This is a genomic window from Pseudomonas sp. FFPRI_1, from assembly GCF_055384485.1.
Map to the genome: position 1 here is coordinate 1,100,155 of NZ_AP029168.1, position 22,346 is coordinate 1,122,500.

At 63.6% G+C, this 22,346-nt stretch carries 21 protein-coding genes (1 of these 21 running past the window's edge); 6 read left to right on the forward strand and 15 right to left on the reverse strand.

Annotated elements, in window-relative coordinates; translation table 11 throughout:
* Positions 1–20 precede the first annotated feature (20 nt).
* Both ACZ5BO_RS04870 and ACZ5BO_RS04875 read right to left on the reverse strand, forming a co-directional pair.
* Positions 21–1,034 carry a zinc-binding alcohol dehydrogenase family protein gene (locus ACZ5BO_RS04870; protein ID WP_464698519.1) on the reverse strand — a complete coding sequence of 338 codons (1,014 nt, stop codon included), beginning with the start codon at positions 1,032–1,034 and terminating at the stop codon, positions 21–23.
* A gap of 30 nt (positions 1,035–1,064) precedes the next feature.
* Positions 1,065–1,358, reverse strand: a complete 294-nt coding sequence (locus ACZ5BO_RS04875) for a putative quinol monooxygenase (protein ID WP_464698521.1) — start codon at positions 1,356–1,358, stop codon at positions 1,065–1,067.
* A 118-nt stretch (positions 1,359–1,476) separates the two neighbouring features.
* Here ACZ5BO_RS04875 and ACZ5BO_RS04880 point away from each other — a divergent pair, with 118 nt between their 5' ends.
* On the forward strand, positions 1,477–2,385 hold the full coding sequence (locus ACZ5BO_RS04880) for a LysR family transcriptional regulator (RefSeq protein WP_464698523.1): 909 nt from the start codon (positions 1,477–1,479) through the stop codon (positions 2,383–2,385).
* A 134-nt stretch (positions 2,386–2,519) separates the two neighbouring features.
* Positions 2,520–3,896 carry an MFS transporter gene (locus tag ACZ5BO_RS04885; RefSeq protein WP_025130611.1) on the forward strand — a complete coding sequence of 459 codons (1,377 nt, stop codon included), beginning with the start codon at positions 2,520–2,522 and terminating at the stop codon, positions 3,894–3,896.
* Between the two features lie 61 nt (positions 3,897–3,957).
* Here the strand turns inward: ACZ5BO_RS04885 and ACZ5BO_RS04890 are convergent, their stop codons facing one another.
* From ACZ5BO_RS04890 to ACZ5BO_RS04900, 3 genes are all read right to left on the reverse strand, one after another.
* Positions 3,958–4,911, reverse strand: a complete 954-nt coding sequence (locus ACZ5BO_RS04890) for an adenosine deaminase (protein WP_025130612.1) — start codon at positions 4,909–4,911, stop codon at positions 3,958–3,960.
* A gap of 180 nt (positions 4,912–5,091) precedes the next feature.
* Positions 5,092–6,057, reverse strand: coding sequence for a 2-oxoglutarate and iron-dependent oxygenase domain-containing protein (locus ACZ5BO_RS04895; RefSeq protein ID WP_464698525.1), 966 nt, complete (start codon positions 6,055–6,057; stop codon positions 5,092–5,094).
* Between the two features lie 151 nt (positions 6,058–6,208).
* Positions 6,209–7,291, reverse strand: a complete 1,083-nt coding sequence (locus ACZ5BO_RS04900) for a BMP family ABC transporter substrate-binding protein (RefSeq protein WP_464698527.1) — start codon at positions 7,289–7,291, stop codon at positions 6,209–6,211.
* Between the two features lie 326 nt (positions 7,292–7,617).
* On the opposite strand from ACZ5BO_RS04900, the gene ACZ5BO_RS04905 reads away from it, so the two are divergent.
* Positions 7,618–8,706: a calcium:cation antiporter gene (locus ACZ5BO_RS04905; protein ID WP_464698529.1), complete on the forward strand. Its 1,089-nt coding sequence runs from the start codon at positions 7,618–7,620 to the stop codon at positions 8,704–8,706.
* Here ACZ5BO_RS04905 and ACZ5BO_RS04910 read toward each other — a convergent pair.
* The 4 genes from ACZ5BO_RS04910 to ACZ5BO_RS04925 form a co-directional block, all read right to left on the reverse strand.
* Entirely contained in the window at positions 8,703–9,710 is a 1,008-nt protein-coding gene (locus tag ACZ5BO_RS04910) for a formylglycine-generating enzyme family protein (protein ID WP_464698531.1), read from the reverse strand. The two genes, ACZ5BO_RS04905 and ACZ5BO_RS04910, sit on opposite strands and share 4 nt — an antisense overlap.
* A 110-nt stretch (positions 9,711–9,820) precedes the next feature.
* A complete protein-coding gene (locus ACZ5BO_RS04915) occupies positions 9,821–11,179 on the reverse strand; it encodes an 8-oxoguanine deaminase (RefSeq protein WP_025130617.1) in 1,359 nt (452 codons plus the stop codon).
* 204 nt (positions 11,180–11,383) lie between these two features.
* Positions 11,384–12,067, reverse strand: a complete 684-nt coding sequence (locus ACZ5BO_RS04920; protein WP_025130618.1) for an SDR family oxidoreductase — start codon at positions 12,065–12,067, stop codon at positions 11,384–11,386.
* A gap of 25 nt (positions 12,068–12,092) precedes the next feature.
* Positions 12,093–12,443 (reverse strand): MerR family transcriptional regulator, encoded by a 351-nt coding sequence (locus ACZ5BO_RS04925; protein ID WP_025130619.1) that lies wholly within the window; start codon positions 12,441–12,443, stop codon positions 12,093–12,095.
* 82 nt (positions 12,444–12,525) lie between these two features.
* On the opposite strand from ACZ5BO_RS04925, the gene ACZ5BO_RS04930 reads away from it, so the two are divergent.
* Positions 12,526–12,948: a hypothetical protein gene (locus tag ACZ5BO_RS04930; RefSeq protein ID WP_025130620.1), complete on the forward strand. Its 423-nt coding sequence runs from the start codon at positions 12,526–12,528 to the stop codon at positions 12,946–12,948.
* 33 nt (positions 12,949–12,981) lie between these two features.
* Here ACZ5BO_RS04930 and ACZ5BO_RS04935 read toward each other — a convergent pair whose 3' ends face one another.
* The 6 genes from ACZ5BO_RS04935 to ACZ5BO_RS04960 all read right to left on the reverse strand — a co-directional run bounded on the left by ACZ5BO_RS04935 (position 12,982) and on the right by ACZ5BO_RS04960 (position 19,467).
* A complete protein-coding gene (locus ACZ5BO_RS04935; RefSeq protein ID WP_025130621.1) occupies positions 12,982–13,908 on the reverse strand; it encodes an ABC transporter permease in 927 nt (308 codons plus the stop codon).
* Complete coding sequence (locus tag ACZ5BO_RS04940) at positions 13,908–15,014, reverse strand: ABC transporter permease (protein ID WP_464698535.1); 1,107 nt, start codon at positions 15,012–15,014, stop codon at positions 13,908–13,910. The genes ACZ5BO_RS04935 and ACZ5BO_RS04940 overlap by 1 nt, the downstream gene beginning before the upstream one ends.
* 11 nt (positions 15,015–15,025) lie before the next feature.
* The gene (locus ACZ5BO_RS04945; protein WP_464698537.1) at positions 15,026–16,591 is read right to left on the reverse strand and encodes an ABC transporter ATP-binding protein; all 1,566 of its coding nucleotides are present in this window, start codon (positions 16,589–16,591) and stop codon (positions 15,026–15,028) included.
* 531 nt (positions 16,592–17,122) lie between these two features.
* A complete protein-coding gene (locus ACZ5BO_RS04950) occupies positions 17,123–17,704 on the reverse strand; it encodes an IMPACT family protein (RefSeq protein WP_464698539.1) in 582 nt (193 codons plus the stop codon).
* 14 nt (positions 17,705–17,718) lie between these two features.
* On the reverse strand, positions 17,719–18,381 hold the full coding sequence (locus ACZ5BO_RS04955) for a TetR/AcrR family transcriptional regulator (RefSeq protein ID WP_464698541.1): 663 nt from the start codon (positions 18,379–18,381) through the stop codon (positions 17,719–17,721).
* 165 nt (positions 18,382–18,546) lie between these two features.
* Positions 18,547–19,467: a LysR family transcriptional regulator gene (locus ACZ5BO_RS04960; RefSeq protein WP_025130626.1), complete on the reverse strand. Its 921-nt coding sequence runs from the start codon at positions 19,465–19,467 to the stop codon at positions 18,547–18,549.
* A gap of 124 nt (positions 19,468–19,591) precedes the next feature.
* Between ACZ5BO_RS04960 and aptA the strand changes: the two genes are divergently transcribed.
* On the forward strand, positions 19,592–20,941 hold the full coding sequence (gene aptA, locus ACZ5BO_RS04965) for an omega-aminotransferase AptA (RefSeq protein ID WP_025130627.1): 1,350 nt from the start codon (positions 19,592–19,594) through the stop codon (positions 20,939–20,941).
* A gap of 75 nt (positions 20,942–21,016) precedes the next feature.
* A protein-coding gene (locus ACZ5BO_RS04970) for a CoA-acylating methylmalonate-semialdehyde dehydrogenase (RefSeq protein WP_025130628.1) crosses the window boundary here: on the forward strand, positions 21,017–22,346 show its 5' portion. Its footprint extends 164 nt past the window's final position; only the first 1,330 of its 1,494 coding nucleotides appear in the window; the start codon lies at positions 21,017–21,019; its stop codon lies off the right edge, out of view.

The window sequence follows — 22,346 nt, forward strand, 5'->3', positions numbered from 1 at the left end:
CGGCGCCGTCTGTCACGGCCTTAGAAGCCTTCCAGAACGATCTTGCCCTGGGCCTTGCCGCTCTCCAGCAGGGCGTGGGCCCGACGCAGGTTGGCGGCGTTGATCTGGCCGAAGTGCTCGCCCACGGTGGTCTTCAGGGTGCCGGCGTCGATCAGCTCGGCGACCCGGTTGAGCAGCCGGTGCTGCTCTTGCATGTCGGCGGTCTCGAACAGCGAACGGGTGTACATGAACTCCCAGTGCAGCGACAGGCTCTTGCGCTTGAGCTGGGTCACGTCGAGGTGTTTCGGGTCGTCGATCAAGGCCAGCTTGCCCTGGGGCGCGAGGGCTTCCACCAGTTGCTCCAGGTGAGCGTCGGTCTGGGTCAGGCTGGCGACATGGGTCACCGGATACAGATCGAGGCGCTTGAGCTCGGTGCTCAGGGGCTGGCTGTGGTCCACCACCGCATGGGCGCCGAGCTCGCGGACCCAGGCCTGGGTCTGTTCGCGGGAGGCGCTGCCGATCACCTTGAGGCCGGTCAGTTGACGGGCCAGTTGGGTGAGGATCGAGCCGACCCCGCCCGCGGCGCCGACGATCAGCAGGCTCTGGCCCAGGTCGGTGGTTCCCTGGGGGATCTGCAGGCGTTCGAACAGCAGCTCCCATGCCGTGATCGCGGTCAGCGGCAGGGCCGCGGCCTCGGCAAAGCCCAGGCTCTTGGGCATGTGGCCGACGATCCGCTCATCCACGGTGTGCAGTTGGCTATTGCCCCCGGCACGGGCGATGGAGCCGGCGTAGAACACCCGGTCACCGACCTTGAACAGGCTGACGTCGCTGCCCACGGCCTTGACCACCCCGGCCACGTCCCAGCCCAGCACCTTGGCTGCACCACCTTCGGGCTGGACGTTCTGGCGCACCTTGGTGTCCACCGGGTTGACCGAGATGGCCCTGACCTCCACCAGCAGGTCGCGGGGGCCGGCCACGGGCTCGGGCAGCTCGATGTCTTGCAGGGACTTGGGATCATCGATGGGCAGGGAAGTGTAATAGGCGATGGCTTTCATGGTGAATTCCTGATCAGTAGGGAAAAAGGCTCAGACGATCAATTGCAGGCGCTTGAGCGCGAAGTGCTCGATCGCCTCGCGGGTCTGGGCGAGAAAATGCTGGAAGTGCGCGGTGTTGTTGTGAAACTCCAGGGCTGCCTCATCGTCCCAGCGCTCCAGCACGTAGAAGGTGCCCGGCTGCTCGGCGTCCTGGTGCAGCTCGTAGTACTGGCAGCCGCTTTCTTCGCGGCTGGGCTGGACCAGGGCGCTGAGCTCGCGCTTGAGAACGTCTTGCTGCTGGGGCTTGGCGATCAGGGTGGCAATTGCGGTGAAGGCGTGGGACATGTGGGTTTCCTCAGGGAGTTGGGTGATGGCAGGAATGATTGGCTATTTTTCCTGAAGATAAAATCGGCTAAAAGAGCAGGCTCTTTCAATATTTTTTTGATAATCCAGGAAAGCCCCCATGCTGCGATTCGATGACCTGCAGTTGTTCGTGCGTGCCGCAGACCTGGGCAGCCTGTCGGCAGCGGCCCGGGTCATGGACCTTTCACCGGCGGTGGCCAGCGCTGCCCTCAAGCGCATCGAGGAACACCTGGGGGCGCGCCTGCTGGCCCGCTCCACCCGCAGCCTGCGCCTGACCGCCGAGGGCGAGGGCTTTCTCGACTACGCCCGGACGGCCTTGAGCAGCCTGGATGAAGGGCGGCGGCTGCTGGCCAGTGGTCAGGATCAGGTCAGCGGTGTGTTGCAGCTATCTGCCCCTTCGGATTTTGGCCGCAACCTGCTGCTGCCCTGGCTCGACGAGTTCCAGCGCGAACATCCCCAACTCAGCGTGCGCCTGTTGTTGGGGGACCGGATTGCCGACCTGTTCCGCCAGCCGGTGGACATTGCCCTGCGCTACGGCGAACCGGAGGACTCCAGCCTGGTGGCCCTGCCAGTGGCCCCGGACAACCGCCGGGTGCTGTGTGCCGCCCCCAGCTACCTGGCCCGCTACGGCGAGCCGCGCCAGCTGGAGCAACTGGCCCAGCACAACTGCCTGCTGTACATGCTCGACAGTCGGGCTCACGACCTCTGGAGCTTTCATGACGGCAAGCGTGAGGTGAGCCTCGCCGTCAGTGGCGACCGCCTGAGCGACGATGCCGATGTGGTGCGGCGCTGGGCTGTGGCCGGCGCAGGGATCGCCTACAAGTCCTGGCTGGATGTGGCTGCCGATGTGCTGGCCGGCCGCTTGCAGATCCTGCTGCCGGAGTTGCGCTGCGAAGGTGCGTCATTGAACTTGCTGTGCACCCACCGTGCGCACCTGAGCAAGCCGGTGAAGCTGCTGCGCGACTTGCTCCAGGCCCGCTGCGCCCAGATCAGCGCCCGCCGCCCGTAGGAACCCGCTTGCCGGCGAGCCCGGGCGCCACGCCCCCGCGTCGCTGGTGGACGCGAACAGGTCGCCCTCGGCAATCAGCCCCGGCCTCGATCCCGCACACTCCAACGGTCAAGCATTCAACCGGGGGAACGGGCATGGGCATACAGGGATACAGCGCCGCAGAGCGCCTGGAACGGCTACCCATCAGCGGCTATCACCGGGTGATTTTCATCATCATCGCCCTGGCGTTTTTCTTCGACTCCATGGACCTGGCGATGATGACCTTCCTCCTCGGCTCGATCAAAACCGAGTTCGGCCTGAGCTCGGCCGAGGCCGGCCTGCTGGCCAGCTCGAGTTTCTTCGGCATGGTCCTGGGCGCCTCGCTGTCGGGCATGCTCGCCGACCGCTTCGGGCGCAAGCCGGTGTTCCAGTGGAGCATCGTGCTCTGGGGCCTGGCCAGCTACCTGTGCTCCACCGCCCAGAGCGTGGACAGCCTGACCCTGTTCCGGGTGCTGCTGGGAATCGGCATGGGCATGGAGTTTCCCATCGCCCAGTCGATGCTCTCGGAGATGATTCCGGCCCAGCGACGCGGGCGCTATATCGCCTTGATGGACGGCTTCTGGCCCTTGGGCTTCGTCGCCGCCGGGGTGCTCTCGTACTTCCTTCTGCCGCTGATTGGCTGGCGCGACATCTTCCTGGTCCTGGCGATCCCGGCGGTGTTCGTGCTGGTGATCCGCTTCTTCATTCCCGAGTCGCCGCGCTGGCTGGAACAGGCCGGACGCCACGCCGATGCGGATCAGGTGTTGCGGGGCATCGAGGACAAGGTACGGGCCTCCCTGGGCACCGCCGAACTGCCCGAACCGGTCCGCCTGCCGCGTATCGAGAGTGCGCCGGGGCATTTCTTTTCGGCCCTCAGGCAGATCTGGTCGCCGCTGTATCGCCAGCGCACCTTGATGATCTGGAGTCTGTGGTTCTTTGCCCTGCTGGGGTTCTACGGGCTGACTTCCTGGCTCAGCGCCTTGCTGCAGCAATCCGGTTTTGCGGTGACCCAGTCGGTGTACTACACGGTGCTGATTTCCCTGGGCGGGATTCCCGGGTTTCTCATGGCCGCCTGGCTGGTGGAGCGCTGGGGGCGCAAACCGGTGTGCATCGTCACCTTGCTGGGCGGCGGCGTCATGGCGTTCTTCTACGGGCAGAGCGCGGTGTTTGGTGGCAACGTCAGCCTGCTGATCGGCACCGGGTTGCTGATGCAGTTCTTCCTGTTCGGCATGTGGGCGGTGCTTTACACCTATACGCCGGAGCTGTATCCGACCTCGGCCCGGGCCACGGGCTCGGGGTTCGCTTCGGCGGTGGGGCGCATCGGTTCGCTGCTGGGGCCGCTGGTGACCGGGCTGGTCTTTCCAATCACCGGGCAGGGCGGAGTCTTCGCCCTGGGGGCGGCGTGCTTTGTGATTGCCGCAGGGGTGGTCTGGCTGTTCGGGATGGAAACCCGGGGCAAGACCCTGGAAGAGTTGAGCGAGGCGGGAAACTGAGGTTCGCCGGCAAGCCGGCTCCTACACGAACCTGTAGGAGCCGGCTTGCCGGCGAAGGCCGTTACGGCTTGACCAGCCGTGCATCCAGGCTGTTCTGCGCCAAGCGCCGGGCCTGGTCCTGGGTCATCCCCAGGTGGGTGTGCAGGGCATCGAAGTTCTCGGTGACGTAGCCGCCGAAGTAGGCCGGGTCATCGGAGTTGACCGTGACCTTCACTCCCCGCTCGAGCATCTCGAGGATGTTGTGCTGGGACATGTGGTCGAACACGCAGAGCTTGGTGTTGGACAGCGGGCACACGGTCAGCGGGATCTGCTCGTCGATGATCCGCTGCATCAGCCGCTCGTCCTCGAAGGCGCGCACGCCGTGGTCGATGCGCTGGATCTTCAGCAGGTCGAGGGCTTCCCAGATGTACTCCGGCGGGCCTTCTTCGCCAGCGTGGGCCACGGTGAGGAAGCCTTCGCTGCGGGCCCGATCGAAGACGCGCTGGAACTTGCTCGGCGGGTGGCCCATTTCCGAGCTGTCCAGGCCCACGGCGACAAAGGCCTCGCGAAATGGCAGGGCCTGGTCGAGGGTCTTCTGCGCTTCGTCTTCGCTCAGGTGGCGCAGGAAGCTGAGGATCAGGCCGCTGGTGATGCCCAGTTGCTGTTCGCCGTCCTTGAGTGCGCTGGCGATGCCGTTGAGCACCACTTCGAAGGGCACGCCGCGGTCGGTGTGGGTCTGGGGGTCGAAGAAAGGTTCGGTGTGGATCACGTTCTGGGCTTTGCAGCGCAGCAGGTAGGCCCAGGTCAGGTCGTAGAAATCCTGGGAAGTGCGCAGCACGTCGGCGCCCTGGTAATAGAGGTCGAGAAACTCCTGCAGGTTGTTGAAGGCGTAGGCCTTGCGCAGGGTTTCGACGTCGCTCCAGGGCAGGGCGATCTTGTTGCGCTCGGCCAGGGCGAACAGCAGTTCCGGTTCCAGGGAGCCTTCCAGGTGCAGGTGCAATTCGGCCTTGGGCAAGGCATTCAGCCAGTCATACATGGTGGTGTCTCATCAGGTGCAGGCGGGGGCTGCGAGAGTGGCGCGATGTCCCGGCGATACGCCTCTGCGGGCGGATTGGCCGTGTTTCGCGGATCTTGCCGGGATTTCACCGGGCCCGAAAAAGCCGCCATTCTACAGCCGGCGGCGCAAATGTTCGGTAAAACCTGATCGAGGGCGCGATCAGGCCTGCTCCAGCTCTCGGCGATAGGCGTAGGTGTCGGCGAAGCGCGACAGCAGGAACTCGGCGCAGGTGGTCACCGGGTACTTGGCCGGGTGCGCGGCGTCCTGGCAGCCGGGCAGGCACTCGATACGGGTGTCCGGGTGCGGTTCGGCGAAGAACGGCATCGAGTAGCGATCGACCCCCAGCGGGCTGATGACCCGGTGCGGAGTCGAGAGATAACGGTCGTTGCTCCAGCGCGCCATCATGTCCCCCAGGTTGACCACGAAGCTGCCTTCGATGGGCGGTGCATCGATCCACTGGCCCTGGACGTTGCGCACCTGCAGGCCGCCGGCGGCGTCCTGGTAGAGCAGGGTGATGCAGCCATAGTCGGTGTGGGCCCCGGCCCCTTGCTGCTCTTCGGAGCTGGCCGTGTGGCGCGGCGGGTAGTGAATCATCCGCAGTACGCTGACCGGCTCCTGGAAGCGGCGGTCGAAGAAGTCGCGCTCGATGCCCAGGGCCAGGGTCATGGCTCGCAGCAGGGTCTGGGCCAGGGCCTGCATGTCCTGGTAATGCTGCTCCAGCAATGCCTCCCAGCCGGGCAGATCGGGATGACGGTTGGGCCCGCGCAAGGGCTTGCCCGCGAGGACCTCGGGATGCTCGGCCGGCAGGTGCAGGCCCATATCGAAGGTTTCCTTGAGATCGCTGGGCCGGTGCGGGTCGAGCTGCTCGGTGGCGATGGCGCCGTAGCCTCGATGATGGCGAGTCTGGGTAATGTCGATCCTGAGTTTTTCGGCGCTGGGCAGGGCAAAGAACTGCCGGGCGCTGTCGAGCAAATGCTCGATGCGTTGCGGGCTGATCGGGTGGCCCTTGATATAGAAGAACCCCCACTCGCGGCAGGCCTGGTCGATGGCCCCGGCGACACGTTCCCAGCCTGGTTGCTGATCCTGGTACAGAGGGCTGATGTCGATGATCGGCAGTTGGTTCATGAAAATGCTCCCATCCTGTTGGCGGTCGGTCGCCGCTGTCGTACGCAAGGCTCGGCCTGGTCGGCATTGCGTGCGAAGCAGGCGCTGTTCTTGAGCCTGGCGTTCGGACCGGCTCGTCCGCACGCGCCCTAGCTTGTGCGTTGGCTACAGGTCACTTGGGGATATCGGCCTGCATGCCTTGCACGTAGTAATTCATCGCGGCCAGTTCGGCATTGCTGGCACTGACCCCGGCGGCGAGCCTCTCGACCCCGGCCTGATCCTTGATCGGGCCGGTGAACGGGTGGAACTCGCCGTTCTTGATGCTGGCGATGATCTGTTCGGCTTCGCTCTTCACCTGGGCCGGCAGCAGGTCGCTCAGGGGTAGCTCGACCGTACCTTCTTTCAAGCCGCCCCAGTAGTCCTGGGGTTTCCAAGTGTGGTCCATCACGCCTTGGGCTGCCTGGATGTAGTGCGGCCCCCAGTTGTTGACGATGGAGGTCAGCACTGCCTTGGGACCGAAGTGGGCCATGTCCGAGGCATAGCCCACGGCGTACACGCCACGCCGCTCCGCGGCCTGGATCGGTGCCGGGCTGTCGGTGTGCTGGAAGATCACGTCGGCGCCCTGGTCGATCAGGGCGTTGGCGGCGTCGGCTTCCTTGCCCGGGTCGAACCAGGAGTTGACCCACACCACCTTGATCTCGGTGCCCGGGTTGTATTTGTTCAGGGCCAGCTGGATGGCGTTGATGTCGCGGATCACTTCCGGGATCGGGAACGAGGCGACGTAGCCGATCTTCTTGCTCCTGGTCATCTTCGCCGCGAGGAAGCCGCCGACGTAGCGGCCTTCATAAGTGCGCGCCAGGTAGGTGCCGAGGTTCTTGTCCTGCTTGTAGCCGGTGGCGTGTTCGAAGGTCACCTTGGGGAACTGCTTGGCGACCTTGAGGGTGGGGTTCATGTAGCCGAAGGAGGTGGTGAAGATCAGGTCGTAATTGTCCTTGGCCATGTTGCGGATCACCCGCTCGGCATCGGCGCCCTCGGCGACGTTCTCCACATAGTTGGTGGTGATCTGCTCGCCGAATTTCTCCATCAGCGCCTTGCGCCCCTGTTCATGCTGATAGGTCCAGCCGTGGTCGCCGATGGGGCCGATGTAGACGAAGCCGACCTTCAGCGGATCGGCGGCGCTGGCGGCAAGGCTGGCACTCAGGCCGGTGGCGGCGAGCAGGGCGCAGAGCAGCTTGTACAACGGGCGTGTATGCATGAATTGAAGCTCCATCTTGTTGTGGGGGTTGGCTGGGGCGGCAAGCGCTGCAGGGCAATGCAAATAGCTGACCAACAGGACAACAACGCGGGGGGCTGCGCTGGCGAGGCGGTTTCTATGGGGGTTTGGCGCGCGCTTTTCGCTGGCAAGCCAGCTCCTACAGGCTCGGGTGTAGGAGCCGGCTTGCCGGCGCAGCGCTTTTCAGGAACCAACCCGGTGCGTGGCGCCTGAGACTGGTGCACTAAGATGTAACGAAACATTAGTGACTCGACGCAGTCTTCAACTCATCTCCTGTGCTCGTTTTTTATTTCCGCCAAAGGACTGCAATGCTTACTTCTCTCAAGCAAGAACGGCTGTTGCTGCTTGCGCTGCTGGCCGCCGTGGCCGCCTATCCCCTGGAACACCTGCTGCTGGGCAGCGGCCAAGGCATTGCCCTGGCCGCCGGGCTGGTGCTGATCGGTTTTATCGTCATCGCCTCGATGCGCGTTGCCCACCACGCCGAACTGCTGGCGGAAAAGGTCGGCGACCCCTACGGCACCATGATCCTGACCCTGGCCGCGGTGCTGGTGGAGGTGGTGATCCTGGCCATCATGATGAACAACGAAGCCTCGCCGACCCTGGTGCGCGACACCATCTATTCGGCGGTGATGCTGGACATCAACGGCATCCTCGGCCTGGCGGCGCTGATGGGCGGCATCAAGCATGGCGAGCAGCCCTACAACGATGACTCGGCGCGTACCTACAGCGTGATGATCCTGACCGCCATGGGGGTTTCCATGGTGGTACCGGAGTTCATTCCCGAATCTGACTGGAAGGTGTACTCGGCCTTCACCATCGGTGCGATGGTGGTGCTCTACACCTTGTTCCTGCGGATGCAGGTCGGGCCCCACAGCTACTTCTTCAGCTACAGCTACCCGGAAAAGCGCCGCAATAAAGAGGCCCAGGAGCAGCCCCACGCCGTCAACCTGGCCTGGAGCATCGGCATCCTGGTGTTCGGCGTGGTGGTGATCGGAGCCCTGGCCGAGGTGATGTCCAAGACCCTGGACCTGGGCCTGGAAGGCACGGGCGCGCCGCCGGTGATCACGGCGATCCTGGTGGCGGCAATTTCCGCCGCGCCGGAAATTCTGACCGCCTTGCGCGCCGCCCTGGCCAACCGCATGCAGTCGGTGGTCAACGTGGCCCTGGGGGCGTCCTTGTCGACGGTGATCCTCACGGTGCCGGTGATGGAGGCCATGGCCCTGTACACCGGCCAGCCGTTTCAGATGGCCATGACCCCGGTGCAGACGGTGATGGTGTTCATCACCCTGATCGTCAGCGCGATCAACCTCAATGACGGTGAGACCAATGCCATCGAGGGCATGACCCACTTCGTGCTGTTTGCGACCTTCATCATGCTGTCGCTGCTGGGCCTTTAAAGCGCTTGCGCCGACTGGATGGCGCAGCGAAAGCTCACACCGGGGGCATTCCAGGCCGCTAGTGCCCCCCAACGCCAACGACGCACGGTACTGGCCGAAGGCGAAAAGGTCGGGTCGTTGGCATTCTCGTTGTTGGCGCCCCGTTGCGCCCGATAAATACCTGTTTCAGGCCCTTGCGGGTTCTCCACGGGGGATTCGCGATAGTAGTGTTTATCGTACCAATCGTTGACCCATTCACTGGCATTGCCGGTGAGGTTGTAGAGCCCCAGCGGATTAGGCACAAACCGGTCCACGGCGAATGTTTGGTTGTCGTCAGGCGCCGGAAAGTTGCGGCCGTAATCCAGATTGCCATTGTCGGTGGCAAACATGACCGGCTGGCCCCGGTTGCGAGCCGCGTATTCCCACTGGGCTTCGGTTGGAAGATCCACGGGATAACCGCTGAGGTCCGCCAGCCAGCCGCAGTAATCCTTGGCTTCTTGCCAGTCTCGTGAAGCCGGGGCGGGCAGGTTTGCCTGGTAGAGATGCTGCATGTCGGCGCGCTCGCGCAGTTTCGCGTCGAACGGCGGCTTGCCTTGCGCGAGAAAGAACAGGTCGAAATCGCCCAAAGTGGTTTGCAGCGAGGACAGGTAATAGCTGCTCAATTTGACCGGGTGAACGAAGTCGTCATCGACGTCGAGGCTGATCCGCTCCATTTCTTCCGGGGCCACGCCACAGGGCCATTGGCACAAGGCCTGTGGGTCGAAGCCTCGGGGCCAGCCGAAGTCGCCCATCTGGAATTCGCCACCTTCGATCAGCACCATGTTGTCCAGCGAGCGCACGACCGTGGTCAGCACGGCATCGCGAACTTGCAGCGAAAGGTCCGGGTATTTGTGGTTGATGGTCGAAGCAATTTCCGCAACTTTTCCCGGTGACAGTACTGTGCTGGCGGGGCCCGCAACCTCCTGTTTCCCGCAGCCCGAAATCAGCAGCGCGACGCAGAGCGCCAGTCCGTGCCTTGGTTTCACGTAATGTCCCTGTAACGGCTCGTTTGAGCGCGGGAAATTAACATGTTTCCTCAAGCTGATTGTGCTCAAAGACGGCGAGGGACCCGCTCCCTCGCCATCGGCGGCAAAGATCAGGTGCCGGCGATCAATTGCCGGGCTGCCTGGCTGTGATCGGCGATCAGGTTTTTCAGGTCCAGCCCTTCGACCTGCCCGTCGATCACCCGCCACTTCCCGCCGATCATGACCCGGTCCGCCCGATCCGCACCGCACAGCAGCAGCGCCGAAACCGGATCATGGCTGCCCGAGAAACGCAGTTCATCGAGCTTGAACAACGCCAGGTCCGCCTGCTTGCCCACCGCCAGTTCGCCGATGTCGGTGCGGCCCAACAGGCTCGCCGAGCCTCGGGTCGCCCAGCCCAGCACACGCTCCGGGGTGATCTTTTCGGCGCCGTAGCGCAGGCGTTGGATGTACAGCGCCTGGCGCGCTTCGAGGATCATGTTCGACGCATCATTGGACGCCGAGCCGTCCACGCCCAGGCCCAACAGTGCTCCCGCATCGGTCAGCTCGATACTGGGGCAGATGCCGGACGCCAGGCGCATGTTCGAGCTCGGGCAATGGCAGATGCCGGTGCCGGCCTGGCCGAGGCGGGTGATTTCGTCCGGATTGAAGTGGATGCCGTGGGCCAGCCAGGTACGCGGGCCGAGCCAGCCGACGCTGTCCAGGTAATCCACGGTGCGCAGGCCGAAACGCTGCAGGCAGAAGTCTTCTTCATCCAGGGTCTCGGCGAGGTGGGTGTGCAGGCGCACATCGAGCTGGTTCGCCAGCTCGGCGCTGGCCGCCATGATTTCCGGGGTCACCGAGAACGGCGAGCAGGGTGCCAGCGCGATCTGGATCTGCGCGCCGTCGCCGCGCTCGTGGTAGGCGTGAATCAGGCGCTGACTGTCGTCGAGAATCACCTGGCCCTCCTGCACGGTCTGTTGCGGTGGCAGGCCGCCGTCCTTTTCGCCAAGGCTCATCGAACCGCGGGTGAGCATGGCGCGCATGCCCAGTTCACGCACGCTTTCAACTTGCACGTCGATGGCGTTTTCCAGGCCATCCGGGAACAGATAGTGATGGTCGGCGGCGGTGGTACAACCGGAGAGCAGCAGTTCGGCCAGCGCCACTTTGGTCGCGAGGGCGAGTTTCTCCGGGGTCAGCCGGGCCCAGACCGGGTACAGGGTTTTCAGCCAGGGAAACAGCGGCTGGTTGACCACCGGGCCCCAGGCGCGGGTCAGGGTCTGGTAGAAGTGATGGTGGGTATTGATCAGCCCCGGTAGCAGCACGTGTTCGCGGGCGTCGAAGGTGTGTTGGCAAGGGCTCGCAGGTTGCTGGCCGAGGCCGAGCACCTCAACGATCAGGCCGTCTTGCAGCACCAGGCCGCCGCGGGCGTCGAGGGCATTGCCGGTGAAGATGGCCAGGGGATTTTTTAACCAGGTACGGGTCGCAGGCATGGTTGCCGGCTCCTCTGAAAGTGGGTTCAGGTTAGCCAGCTCAGTGATGCCCTGTCTGCTGATCCAGGGTCGCCTTGGGGGCGAGGTGCGCAGTCTAGCGAAAGATGTGCCGGGGGACAAAACTTGCATTTTGCCCCCCCGTTCCAGAGCCTCCGCTGGCCTGTGCAAGGGCTGCCCGGGACAGCCGTTGCACAGGGGACGGGCTTACCAGGGGATGGTTTCACCCTTGTAGTTGACGAAGTGATGACCGCCCTTGCCGGTGTAGGCGTTGACCTGGGCGATCAGGCCACGGGTGCTGGTCTGCACATCGATTTCCGCGTTTTCGCCACCCATGTCGGTCTTCACCCAGCCCGGGTGCAGCGAGAGCACGGTGAGCTTCTGCTCGAGCTGGTTCACGAAACTGTTGGTCATGGAGTTCAGCGCGGCCTTGCTGGCCTTGTACAGGGCCAGCTCCGGCGCGTCCGGTATGGTCACGCTGCCCAGTACCGAGCTCATGAATGCCAGCACGCCGCTGTCGGCGCGGATCTGCCCGATAAAACGCTGGGCCAGGTTGATCGGCGCCACGGCGTTGGTGAAGAACAGCTGGCCGACTTCGGCCAGGGTCGCGTGGCCGGGGAGCTGGTTGTCCGGGCCCTTGACTCCGGCGTTGACGAACAGCAGGTCGAATACCTGGCCCTTGAGCTTCTGGCTCAGGGCGATCACAGCTTGCTGGTCGTCCATATCCAGCTGTTCGATCTGGACCTTGCCCAAAGCTTGCAGCGCCTCGGCCTTGTGCGGGTTGCGCACGGTGGCGGTGACCTGCCAGCCATCTTCCAGCAGGCGCTGGACCAGGCCCAGGCCCAGGCCTCGGGAGGCGCCGATGATCAGTGCGTTTTTTGCCATGGACATGATGAGGTTCCTTGATAAGTGAGGATCACGGATTCAATGGGCAGGCTTGCCCCAGGCGTTGTTGCAGTTCCTGGCGCAACAGGCCCAGTTCGTTGATACGGGTTTCGATCAGGGTCAGTTTGTCTTGCAGCAGTTGGGTCACGGCCAGGTCCGGTTCGGCACTGTGCCACAGGGCACCGACGCTGCTGCCGATCTCCCCAAGGCTGAAGCCCAGGCGTTGCGCGGTCTTGATGTAGAGCACCAGTTGGACCATTTCCGCCGGGTAGTGGCGATAGCCATTGGCACTGCGCTGGGAGGCGATCAACCCGCGCTGCTCATAGAAGCGCAACGTGTCACGGCTGACGGCGCAGGCTTCGGACAGTTCTCCAATGCGCATGACGGGGTCTCGAAAGGGCTTGACCCTGGAGCATACTCCAGGCTTTAGCCTGCGCGCTCCTTGAATCGATGGAGCGACAACGATGTGGACGATTGAACAGTATCGAAAGCTGGTACGGGCCAGTGGCTGGTATGACTTGCTGGTGACCCTGGCCTTTGTCACGCCCTGGACCTTCCTGGCGCTGCACGGGTTGATGCAGAACACCGCCCTGGCTTTCGACTTGCCGGGCAGCCTGCCGCCGTTCGAGCCCATGCACCTGTTGATGGCCAACCTGATGGGCTCGATTGTCTGCGTATGGTCGGTGCTGCGCATCCGCGATCCGCAGGTGGCGTTCGGTCACTATGACGCGGTGGGGCGCATTCTGTTTGCCACCTGGCAGATCTACGCCCTGGCACACGGCGCCACGGCATTGATCGGGGTGATCCTGTTCTTTGAACTGGCCTGGTGCGTGGCCCAACTGTGGCCGATCCGGCGGCCAGCCGCACTCGCGGCGAGCGCGGCCTAAGCGGGCTACGCGGCGGCTATCCGTTGCTGCCGCTCAGTGCCCGGCACGCCAGGGCTGTCCCAGGGAGACCGGTGCATACAGGCGGGTGCGCAATCCATCCCGGGACAGCAGCACCAGCACGCCAATGGTGGCGACATAGGGCAGCATCGCCAGCAGGTTGGACGGGATCGCCAGGCCCAGGCCCTGGGCCACCAGATGGAGGATGCTCGCCAGGCCGAACAGGTAGGCCCCGAGCAGCAGGCGCCACACCCGCCAGCTGGCGAATACCACCAGGGCCAGGGCGATCCAGCCACGGCCGGCGCTCATGTTCTCGGCCCACATTGGCGTGTAGGCCAGGGACAGGTAGCCCCCCGCCAGCCCGGCCATGGCACCGCCGAACAGCACCGCCAGGGTTCGCACCCGCAGCACGGGCAGGCCCATGGCGCTGGCGGCGTCGGGGTTTTCGCCGACGGCCTGGATGATCAGGCCGATCCGGCTGCCGAGAATGACCCAGGCCACCAGGGCGAACAAGGCAAAGGACAGGTACACCAGCAGGTCCTGGGCGAATAGCATGGGGCCGATCAGCGGGATCTGACTCAGCCAGGGAACGGCCACCGGCTCGAATCCCGCCAGCGGCTTGCCGACCCAGGCTGCGCCGACAAAGCTCGACAGGCCCACGCCGAAGATGGTCAGGGCCAGACCGGTGGCCACCTGGTTGGCGTTGAACACCAGCGCCACCAGGGCGAACAGTGCCGATAACAGCATCCCCGCGACCATGGCCAGCAGCACGCCGAGCCACAGCTGACCGCTGTTGAGGGCGACGATGAAACCGATCACCGCACCGAACAGCATCATGCCCTCCTGGCCCAGGTTGAGCACGCCGCTCTTTTCGCAGATCAGTTCCCCCAGGGCCACCAACAACAGCGGCGTGCCGCAACGGACCATGGCATAGAGGATATTGCTCAGCAGATCGATGTCCATCACAGGGCTCCGACGGTAGCGGTGGCAGGGGCGGCGCGGCGGGTCCAGCGCAAGTTCAGGCGCGGCCGGTAGAGGATCAGCACATCACTGGCGAGGAGGAAGAACAGCATCATTCCCTGGAACAACTGGGTGATGGCCTGGGGCAGGTTGAGGCTCATCTGCGCACTTTCACCGCCGATGTAGAGCAGCGCCATCAACAGGCTGGCGAACACGATGCCAATGGGATTCAGGCGCCCGAGAAAGGCCACGGTGATCGCCGCATAGCCGTAGCCGGGCGAGACCTGCGGCACCAGTTGACCGATCGGCCCGGTGACTTCGCAGACCCCCGCCAGGCCTGCCAGTGCGCCGCTGATCAGCAGCGCCAACCAGATCAGGCGCTGCTGGCGAAAGCCGACGAAAGCGGCGGCTCGCGAATCCAGGCCAAGCACCTTGATCTGGAAACCGACGAAGCTTTTCTGCAGCAGCACCCAGACCGCCACCAGCGCCAGCAAGGCGAAATACACCCCGGCGTGTACCCGCCCATCCTCCATCAACAACGGCAGGCGGCTGGCATCGCCGAACATCGCCGACTCGGGGAAGTTGAACCCCGCCGGATCCTTCAGCGGGCCGTGGACGCAATACAGCAGCAGGTTCAAGGCGATGTAATTGAGCATGATGCTGGTGAGGATTTCATTGGCGTTGAAGCGCGTGCGCAGCCAGGCCGTGAGCCCGGCCCAGGCGGCCCCTGCGAGGGTGCCGGCGAACAGGATAAGGACCAGTGCCCAGCGGCTTTGCAGGTCGATGAGGTTGACCGCCAAGGCGCTGCCGGCCAGGGCGCCGAGCAGCAGTTGACCTTCGGCGCCGATGTTCCAGATGCGTGCTCGGTAGGCCACGGCCAGGCCCAGGGCGCAGAGCAGGATCGGCAACGTCTTGACCAGCAGTTCCGAGAGACCGTAGAGGTCGCTGATCGGAGCGATCAGCAAGGTGTGCAAGGTCAGCAGCGGGGCGTGCCCCAGGGCCATGAACAGCAGTGCGCCGCAACCCAGGGTCAGCAGTGCGGCCAGCAGCGGTGAGCACCAGAGCATCAGGCGCGATTGGCGGCCGCGGGGTTCGAGTGAAAGCAGCATGGACGACTCCGTTAGACCGGCAGGGCGGTGGGGGATGGGCAGGCTTCGAAGTGGCCGGCCATCCAGCCGCCGACCTCGATCAAGGACGTGTCGGCACAGGCTTTCAAGGCCGAGAGGCGGCCACTGCACAGGGCGCCGAGGCGGTCGCTGATCTGGAACAGTTCATCCAGGTCCTCGGAGATCACCAGGATCGCGGTGCCGGCATCACGCAGGGCAATCAAGGCCTGGTGAATGCTGGCCGCCGCGCCGACATCCACGCCCCAGGTCGGGTGCGCGGCAATCAGCAGACGGGGTTGCTGGAGGATCTCGCGGCCAAGGATGAACTTTTGCAGGTTGCCGCCAGACAGGCTGCGAGCCGGGCTCTGGGCATCGACGGTCTTCACTCCAAAACGCTGGATGATCTGCTCGGCCAGGGCCCGCACTTTGTGCCTTTGGATCAGCCCGTTGCGCACCAGCCCCTGCTGGAAGGCGGTGAGCAGGGCATTGTCTTCCAGGCTCAGTTCCGGCACAGCGCCGTGTCCCAGGCGTTCGGCGGGAACGAAGGCCAGGCCTTGCCCGCGTCGGGTATCGGGGGGAAGGTGGCCCACGGCCTGGTCGGCAAAACAGATGCGTTTGGCCTGATTGCCGGGCAGGCGCTGCTCGCCGCTGAGCAGGGCCAGCAGTTCGTCCTGGCCATTGCCGGCGACCCCGGCGATACCGACGATTTCCCCACTGCGCACCTGCAGGTTGATGCCCTGCAGAGAGCAGCCGAAGGGATCGGGGTTGTGCCAGTTCAAATCGGTGATCTGCAAAAACTCCCGGGTGCCGCTGGCCTTTGTGTAATTGGCGTCCTGGCTGGCAGCGTCGCCCACCATCAGCCGCGCCAACTCCCGGTCCGTGCATTCGGCCGGGCGGCAATACCCCGCCACTCGGCCAGCACGCAGTACCGTAGCGCTGTGGCACAGCGCGCGGACTTCGGCGAGCTTGTGGCTGATGAACAGGATGCTGCAGCCTTCGTCGGCCAGCCGACGCAGGGTGATGAACAGCTCATCGGCCTCCAGGGGCGTGAGCACCGAAGTGGGTTCGTCGAGGATCAGCAGGCGGATGTCCTGCATCAGGCAGCGCACGATCTCCACCCGCTGGCGTTCGCCAATGGACAAACCGTGCACCAGCCGCCGGGGTTCCAGGGCCATGCCATAGCGCTGGGATACCTCGCGGATCCGCTCTTCCAGCTGTCTCGGGGGGCCGGCTGCCGCGCCCATGGCCAGGGCGATGTTCTGCGCCACGCTGAGGGTCTCGAACAGCGAGAAGTGCTGGAACACCATGCCGATGCCCAGGCTGCGGGCCTGGGCCGGGCTGTTCATGACCTGGCGCCGGCCCTGCCAGATCAGCTCCCCCGAGTCGGCCTGGGTCACGCCGTAGATGATTTTCATCAGGGTGCTCTTGCCGGCGCCGTTCTCGCCGAGCAAGGCCTGGATTTCACCGGGGGCGATGCACAGATCGATGGCATCGTTGGCCAGGCAGCCGGGGTAGCGCTTGCTGATCTGGCGCAGTTGCAGGCGCGGTGTTTGCCCGATGGGCTCGGCGGTATTTGGCATGGCAGGCTCGGGGGCTTGGAGTTGTGCCTGTGGATAAAGCAATTTCCTGGCCAGGGGGTCAGGAAAGCCGGTCAAAGGCCCAAGGCTTGAACCTTGGGCGGCGCAGACGAGCGAAGCAGGGCACCACTTCGGGGCAAAGTGGTTGAAATGGCTCTGTTTTTGTTCGAGGACTGTTGAACAAAAAACGATCAGTTGCCTGCAGGCCCTGTGCAGTCAGTGGCTGGGGCAGCCTTGCACGGGTTATCCACAGCTTGCTCCACAGTATTTGTGTGCAAGCCCGTGGCATGGCTATAAGCGCTCTGCACTTGAAGTCCAAGCGCGATAAAGCGACCTAACCTGCTGTTTTAGGTTGCAAAAAAACTTGTGGACAGGTCATTGAACAAAAAATGTACAAAGCCCGCAAAGCCACGTGACAGAAGGGTTACAGCGCTGTGTGCTCAGGTTATCCACAGCCGGGTGCACAGTAGATGTGGGCAAGTGCGAGAGGCATTGGCCGGTTATGCACAAGGGCGTGGTGCCGGGTTGGTGCACTCAGCGCTGCAAGAGAATGCGTCCGCGGCTCAGGTCAGCCAATTGCTGTTGCAGGGTGTCGATCTGCGCTTCACCGAGTGCCAGTTGCAACTCCACGCCGTTGGCGGTGAATTCTTCCTCCACCAGCAACCCGCCCAGTTCGGCGATGCGCAGCTTGACCAATGCCAGTTCACTGAAGGCGCAGGCACAGCGCAGCGGCACGCGGTTGATCAGGGCGACGCGTTCGGCGCCTTGCAGGCATTTGTTGGCACCGCCGCCATAGGCCCGGGCCAGGCCGCCGGTGCCCAGTTGGATGCCGCCGTACCAACGGATCACCAGCACCGCTACCTGGTCGCAGTCCTGGGCTTCGATCGCCGCCAGGATCGGGCGTCCGGCGGTGCCGCCGGGTTCGCCATCGTCGTTGCTGCGGTACTGGTCGGCGAGCTTCCACGCCCAGCAGTTGTGGGAGGCGTTGAGGTCGCTGTGCTGCTGGATGAAGGCTTGGGCCTCGGCGGCGCTGCTGATGGGCGCGGCGAAGGTGATGAAGCGGCTTTTGCGAATCTCTTCGCGGTATTCGCAAAGGCCGGCCAGGGTAAAGGGCATGCGTGTCGGTCTTTTTAAGAGGCTGGGGTCAGGCCGCAGCCTTTGAGGATGATGCGGATCAGGTTGTTGGCGGCGTTTTCGATGTCTTGCTTGGTCAGGCGGCTACGCCCGGTGACGCGGCAGATCTGGGTGGCGAAGTCGGCGTAGTGCTGGGTGCTGCCCCACAGCAGGAAGATCAGGTGCACCGGATCCACCGGGTCCATCTTGCCGGCGTCGATCCAGGCCTGGAAGACATCGGCCCGGCCCCGGAACCAGGCGCGATAGTCCTGGCTGAAGTACTCGCTGAGGCACTCGCCGCCGCTGATGATTTCCATGGCGAAGATCCGTGACGCCTGGGGCTGGCGACGGGAGAACTCCATCTTGGCGCGAATGTAGCGGGTCAAGGCCTCGGCCGGATCGTCCTCGGCTGTCAGGGTGTTGAAGGTACTGTCCCACAGTTCGAGGATGTTGCTCAGCACCGCGACATAGAGCCCGAGCTTGTTGGTGAAGTAGTAGTGCAGGTTGGCTTTGGGCAGGCCGGCCTTCTGCGCGATGGTGTTCATGCTGGTGCCTTTGAAGCCGTGACGGGCGAACTCGTCCTCGGCGGCCTGGATAATGGCCTCCTCGTTTTTCTGGCGGATTCGGCTGGCCGGTTTTCCGGGGTGAGGGGCGCTGTGGGCGGGGACTTCAAAGGTCATGGAGGTTTCCGAGCAAGTCTGTGGGTGCAACCTGTGCGTTGATAGCGCACCCAGGTTGATCAGACAAGCCTTGGCGCCACAAAAGCCTCAAAGGACCTTCAAGGTGTCGCTTTCCAGGAACGGATTTGCGTCAACCCGAGAAGGAAGACGCGACTTGGTCGTTTGCTAGCGTGTTGCCGCGAGGCTTTCCAGGAAGCTTTCCAGCACCAAATGAGGGCGCCGGCCCTTGCGCGTGACCGATGACAGGCTCAGGTCATAGAAGCGCGACCGAGGCTTGAGCGCTCGCAGCCGGCCTTGCTGTACCCAGAGGCTGGCGTAGTGGTCCGGCAGGTAGCCGATGTAGCGCCCGGTAAGAATTAGAAAGGCCATGCCTTCGCGGTCGGACGCGCTGGCGGTGCAGTTCAGCGCCTGGTAGTGGGCCTGGATCTCCGCTGGCAGGCGAAAGGTCGGGGCAATGGCGTCCTGGTCGTTGAGGCGCTGATCGTCCAGTTGCTTGTCATCCACGTAAAACAGCGGATGGCCCACGGCGCAATACAGCAGTGAGCGCTCGTCGTACAGCGGCTGGTATTCCAGGCCGGAGAGGGCGCTGGCCTGGGGCACCACGCCGACGTGCAGGCGGCCGTCGAGCACCCCTTGCTCGACTTCGTTGGGGGCGATCATGCGGATCTGGATCTGCACGTCCGGCCCGCGCTCCTTGAGCTGGGCCAGGGCGTGGGTGATGCGCATGTGGGGCAGGGTCACCAGGTTGTCGGTGAGGCCGATGATCAACTCGCCCCGCAGATGGCGATGCAGGCCATTGACCTCGGTGCGAAAGCTTTCCAGGGCGCTGAGCAGTTGCAGGGTCGACTGGTAGACCTCGCGGCCCTCTTCAGTCAGGGAGAAACCGGCACGTCCGCGTTGGCACAGGCGCAGGCCGACCCGTTGCTCAAGATCGCTCATCTGCTGACTGATGGCCGAGCGGCCAATTCCGAGCACAGTTTCAGCAGCAGAGAAACCACCGCACTCCACCACGCTGCGAAAGATCCGCAGCAAGCGGATATCAAAGTCGCTGACTTGTGCCAGCGGGTCGGCTCGACGGCTGCTCATAGTTTAGTGGGTGCCAGACTGAAGGTTATTAAAGTTGGATTTCACCGACTTTATAGCCGTGGCAACTTAGCTGCAACAACACTGTTTTTCCTACGCCGCTTCATTGCCTTGCGAGGTTTTGCTCATGAACATGCCGGAAACCGCCCCACAGTCCCTGGCCAGCCAGCTCAAGCTTGATGCCCACTGGATGCCCTACACCGCCAACCGCAACTTCCAGCGCGACCCGCGCCTGATCGTCGGCGCCGAAGGCAGCTGGCTGGTGGACGACAAGGGCCGCAAGATCTATGACTCCCTGTCTGGTCTGTGGACCTGCGGTGCCGGTCACTCGCGCAAGGAAATCCAGGAAGCGGTCGCCAAGCAACTGGGCACCCTGGACTACTCCCCGGGCTTCCAGTACGGCCACCCTCTGTCCTTCCAACTGGCAGAAAAGATCACCGACCTGACCCCGGGCAACCTGAATCATGTGTTCTTCACTGACTCCGGCTCCGAGTGCGCCGATACGGCGGTGAAAATGGTGCGCGCCTACTGGCGCCTGAAAGGCCAGTCGACCAAGACCAAGATGATCGGCCGCGCCCGTGGCTACCACGGGGTGAACATCGCCGGCACCAGCCTGGGTGGCGTCAATGGCAATCGCAAGCTGTTCGGTCAGGCAATGATGGATGTCGATCATCTGCCTCATACCTTGCTGGCCAGCAACGCCTATTCCCGCGGCATGCCGGAGCAGGGTGGTATCGCCCTGGCCGATGAACTGCTGAAACTGATCGAGCTGCATGACGCTTCGAATATCGCCGCGGTGTTCGTCGAGCCTCTGGCAGGCTCCGCCGGCGTACTGGTGCCGCCGCAGGGCTACCTCAAGCGCCTGCGCGAAATCTGCGACCAGCACAGCATCCTGCTGGTGTTCGATGAAGTGATCACCGGTTTCGGTCGTACCGGTGCGATGTTCGGTGCCGACAGTTTTGGCGTGACCCCGGACCTGATGTGTGTGGCCAAGCAGGTCACCAACGGTGCGATCCCCATGGGGGCGGTGATTGCCAGCTCCGAGATCTATCAGACCTTCATGAACCAGGCGACCCCTGAGTACGCGGTGGAATTCCCCCACGGCTACACCTACTCGGCGCACCCAGTTGCTTGTGCGGCGGGCCTGGCGGCACTGGATCTGCTGCAGAAGGAAAACCTGGTACAGAGTGTGGCTGAGGTCGCTCCGCACTTCGAGAATGCGCTGCATGGCATCAAGGGTTCGAAGAACGTGATCGACATCCGTAACTATGGCCTGGCCGGCGCGATCCAGATTGCCCCCCGTGATGGCGATGCCATCGTGCGTCCGTTCGAGGCGGGCATGGCTCTGTGGAAAGCCGGCTTCTATGTGCGCTTCGGCGGTGACACCCTGCAGTTCGGCCCAACCTTCAACAGCAAGCCGCAGGACCTCGACCGCCTGTTCGATGCCGTTGGCGAAGTGCTGAACAAGCTCGACTGATTCGATCCTTCTTATATATAGCGGCAGGCGCGAAGTGGTTCGCGCCTGTGCCTTCCCTCTTTCAGGAGTTCCCGCATGAGTCTGATTCAACACCTGATCCACGGTGAGCTGGTAAGCGACAGCGGCCGCAGTGCTGACGTCTTCAATCCATCTACCGGTCAGGCGATTCATAAAGTGCCGCTGGCCAGCCGTGAAACCATCCAGCAAGCCATCGACTCGGCCAAATCGGCATTCCCCGCCTGGCGCAATACGCCACCGGCCAAGCGCGCCCAGGTGATGTTCCGCTTCAAGCAACTGCTGGAGCAGAACGAAGCCCGTATTGCCAAACTGATCAGCGAAGAGCACGGCAAGACCCTGGAAGACGCTGCTGGTGAATTGAAGCGCGGTATCGAGAACGTCGAGTACGCCTGCGCCGCACCGGAAATCCTCAAGGGTGAGTACAGCCGTAACGTGGGCCCGAACATTGACGCCTGGTCCGACTTCCAGCCGCTGGGTGTAGTCGCGGGTATCACCCCGTTCAACTTCCCGGCCATGGTGCCGTTGTGGATGTATCCGCTGGCGATCGTCTGCGGCAACTGCTTCATCCTCAAACCGTCCGAGCGCGACCCAAGTTCGACCTTGCTGATTGCTCAGTTGTTGCAGGAAGCCGGTTTGCCCAAGGGCGTGCTGAACGTGGTGCACGGTGACAAGACTGCGGTGGACGCGCTGATCGAGGCACCGGAAGTCAAGGCTCTGAGCTTTGTGGGTTCGACCCCGATTGCCGAGTACATCTATGCCGAAGGCACCAAGCGTGGCAAGCGTATCCAGGCACTGGGCGGAGCGAAGAACCACGCGGTGCTGATGCCCGATGCCGATCTGGATAACGCCGTCAGTGCGTTGATGGGGGCTGCTTACGGCTCTTGCGGCGAGCGTTGCATGGCGATCTCGGTAGCGGTGTGCGTGGGCGATCAGGTCGCTGACGCCCTGGTGGCCAAGTTGGTGCCACAGATCAAGGCGTTGAAGATTGGCGCTGGTACTTCCTGCGGTCTGGACATGGGGCCGCTGGTGACTGCCCAGGCTCGCGACAAAGTCAGTGGTTATGTAGAGGACGGCGTTGCTGCCGGTGCGCAGTTGGTGGTGGATGGTCGTGGCCTGAGCGTGGCCGGTCACGAAGACGGCTTCTTCCTGGGCGGCTGCCTGTTCGATCGCGTCACTCCAGAGATGCGCATCTATAAGGAAGAGATCTTTGGCCCGGTACTGTGCATCGTACGGGTCAACAGCCTGGAAGAGGCCATGCAACTGATCAACGATCACGAGTATGGCAACGGCACCTGCATCTTTACCCGTGACGGTGAAGCGGCTCGTCTGTTCTGTGACGAGATCGAAGTGGGCATGGTTGGCGTCAACGTGCCGCTGCCTGTGCCTG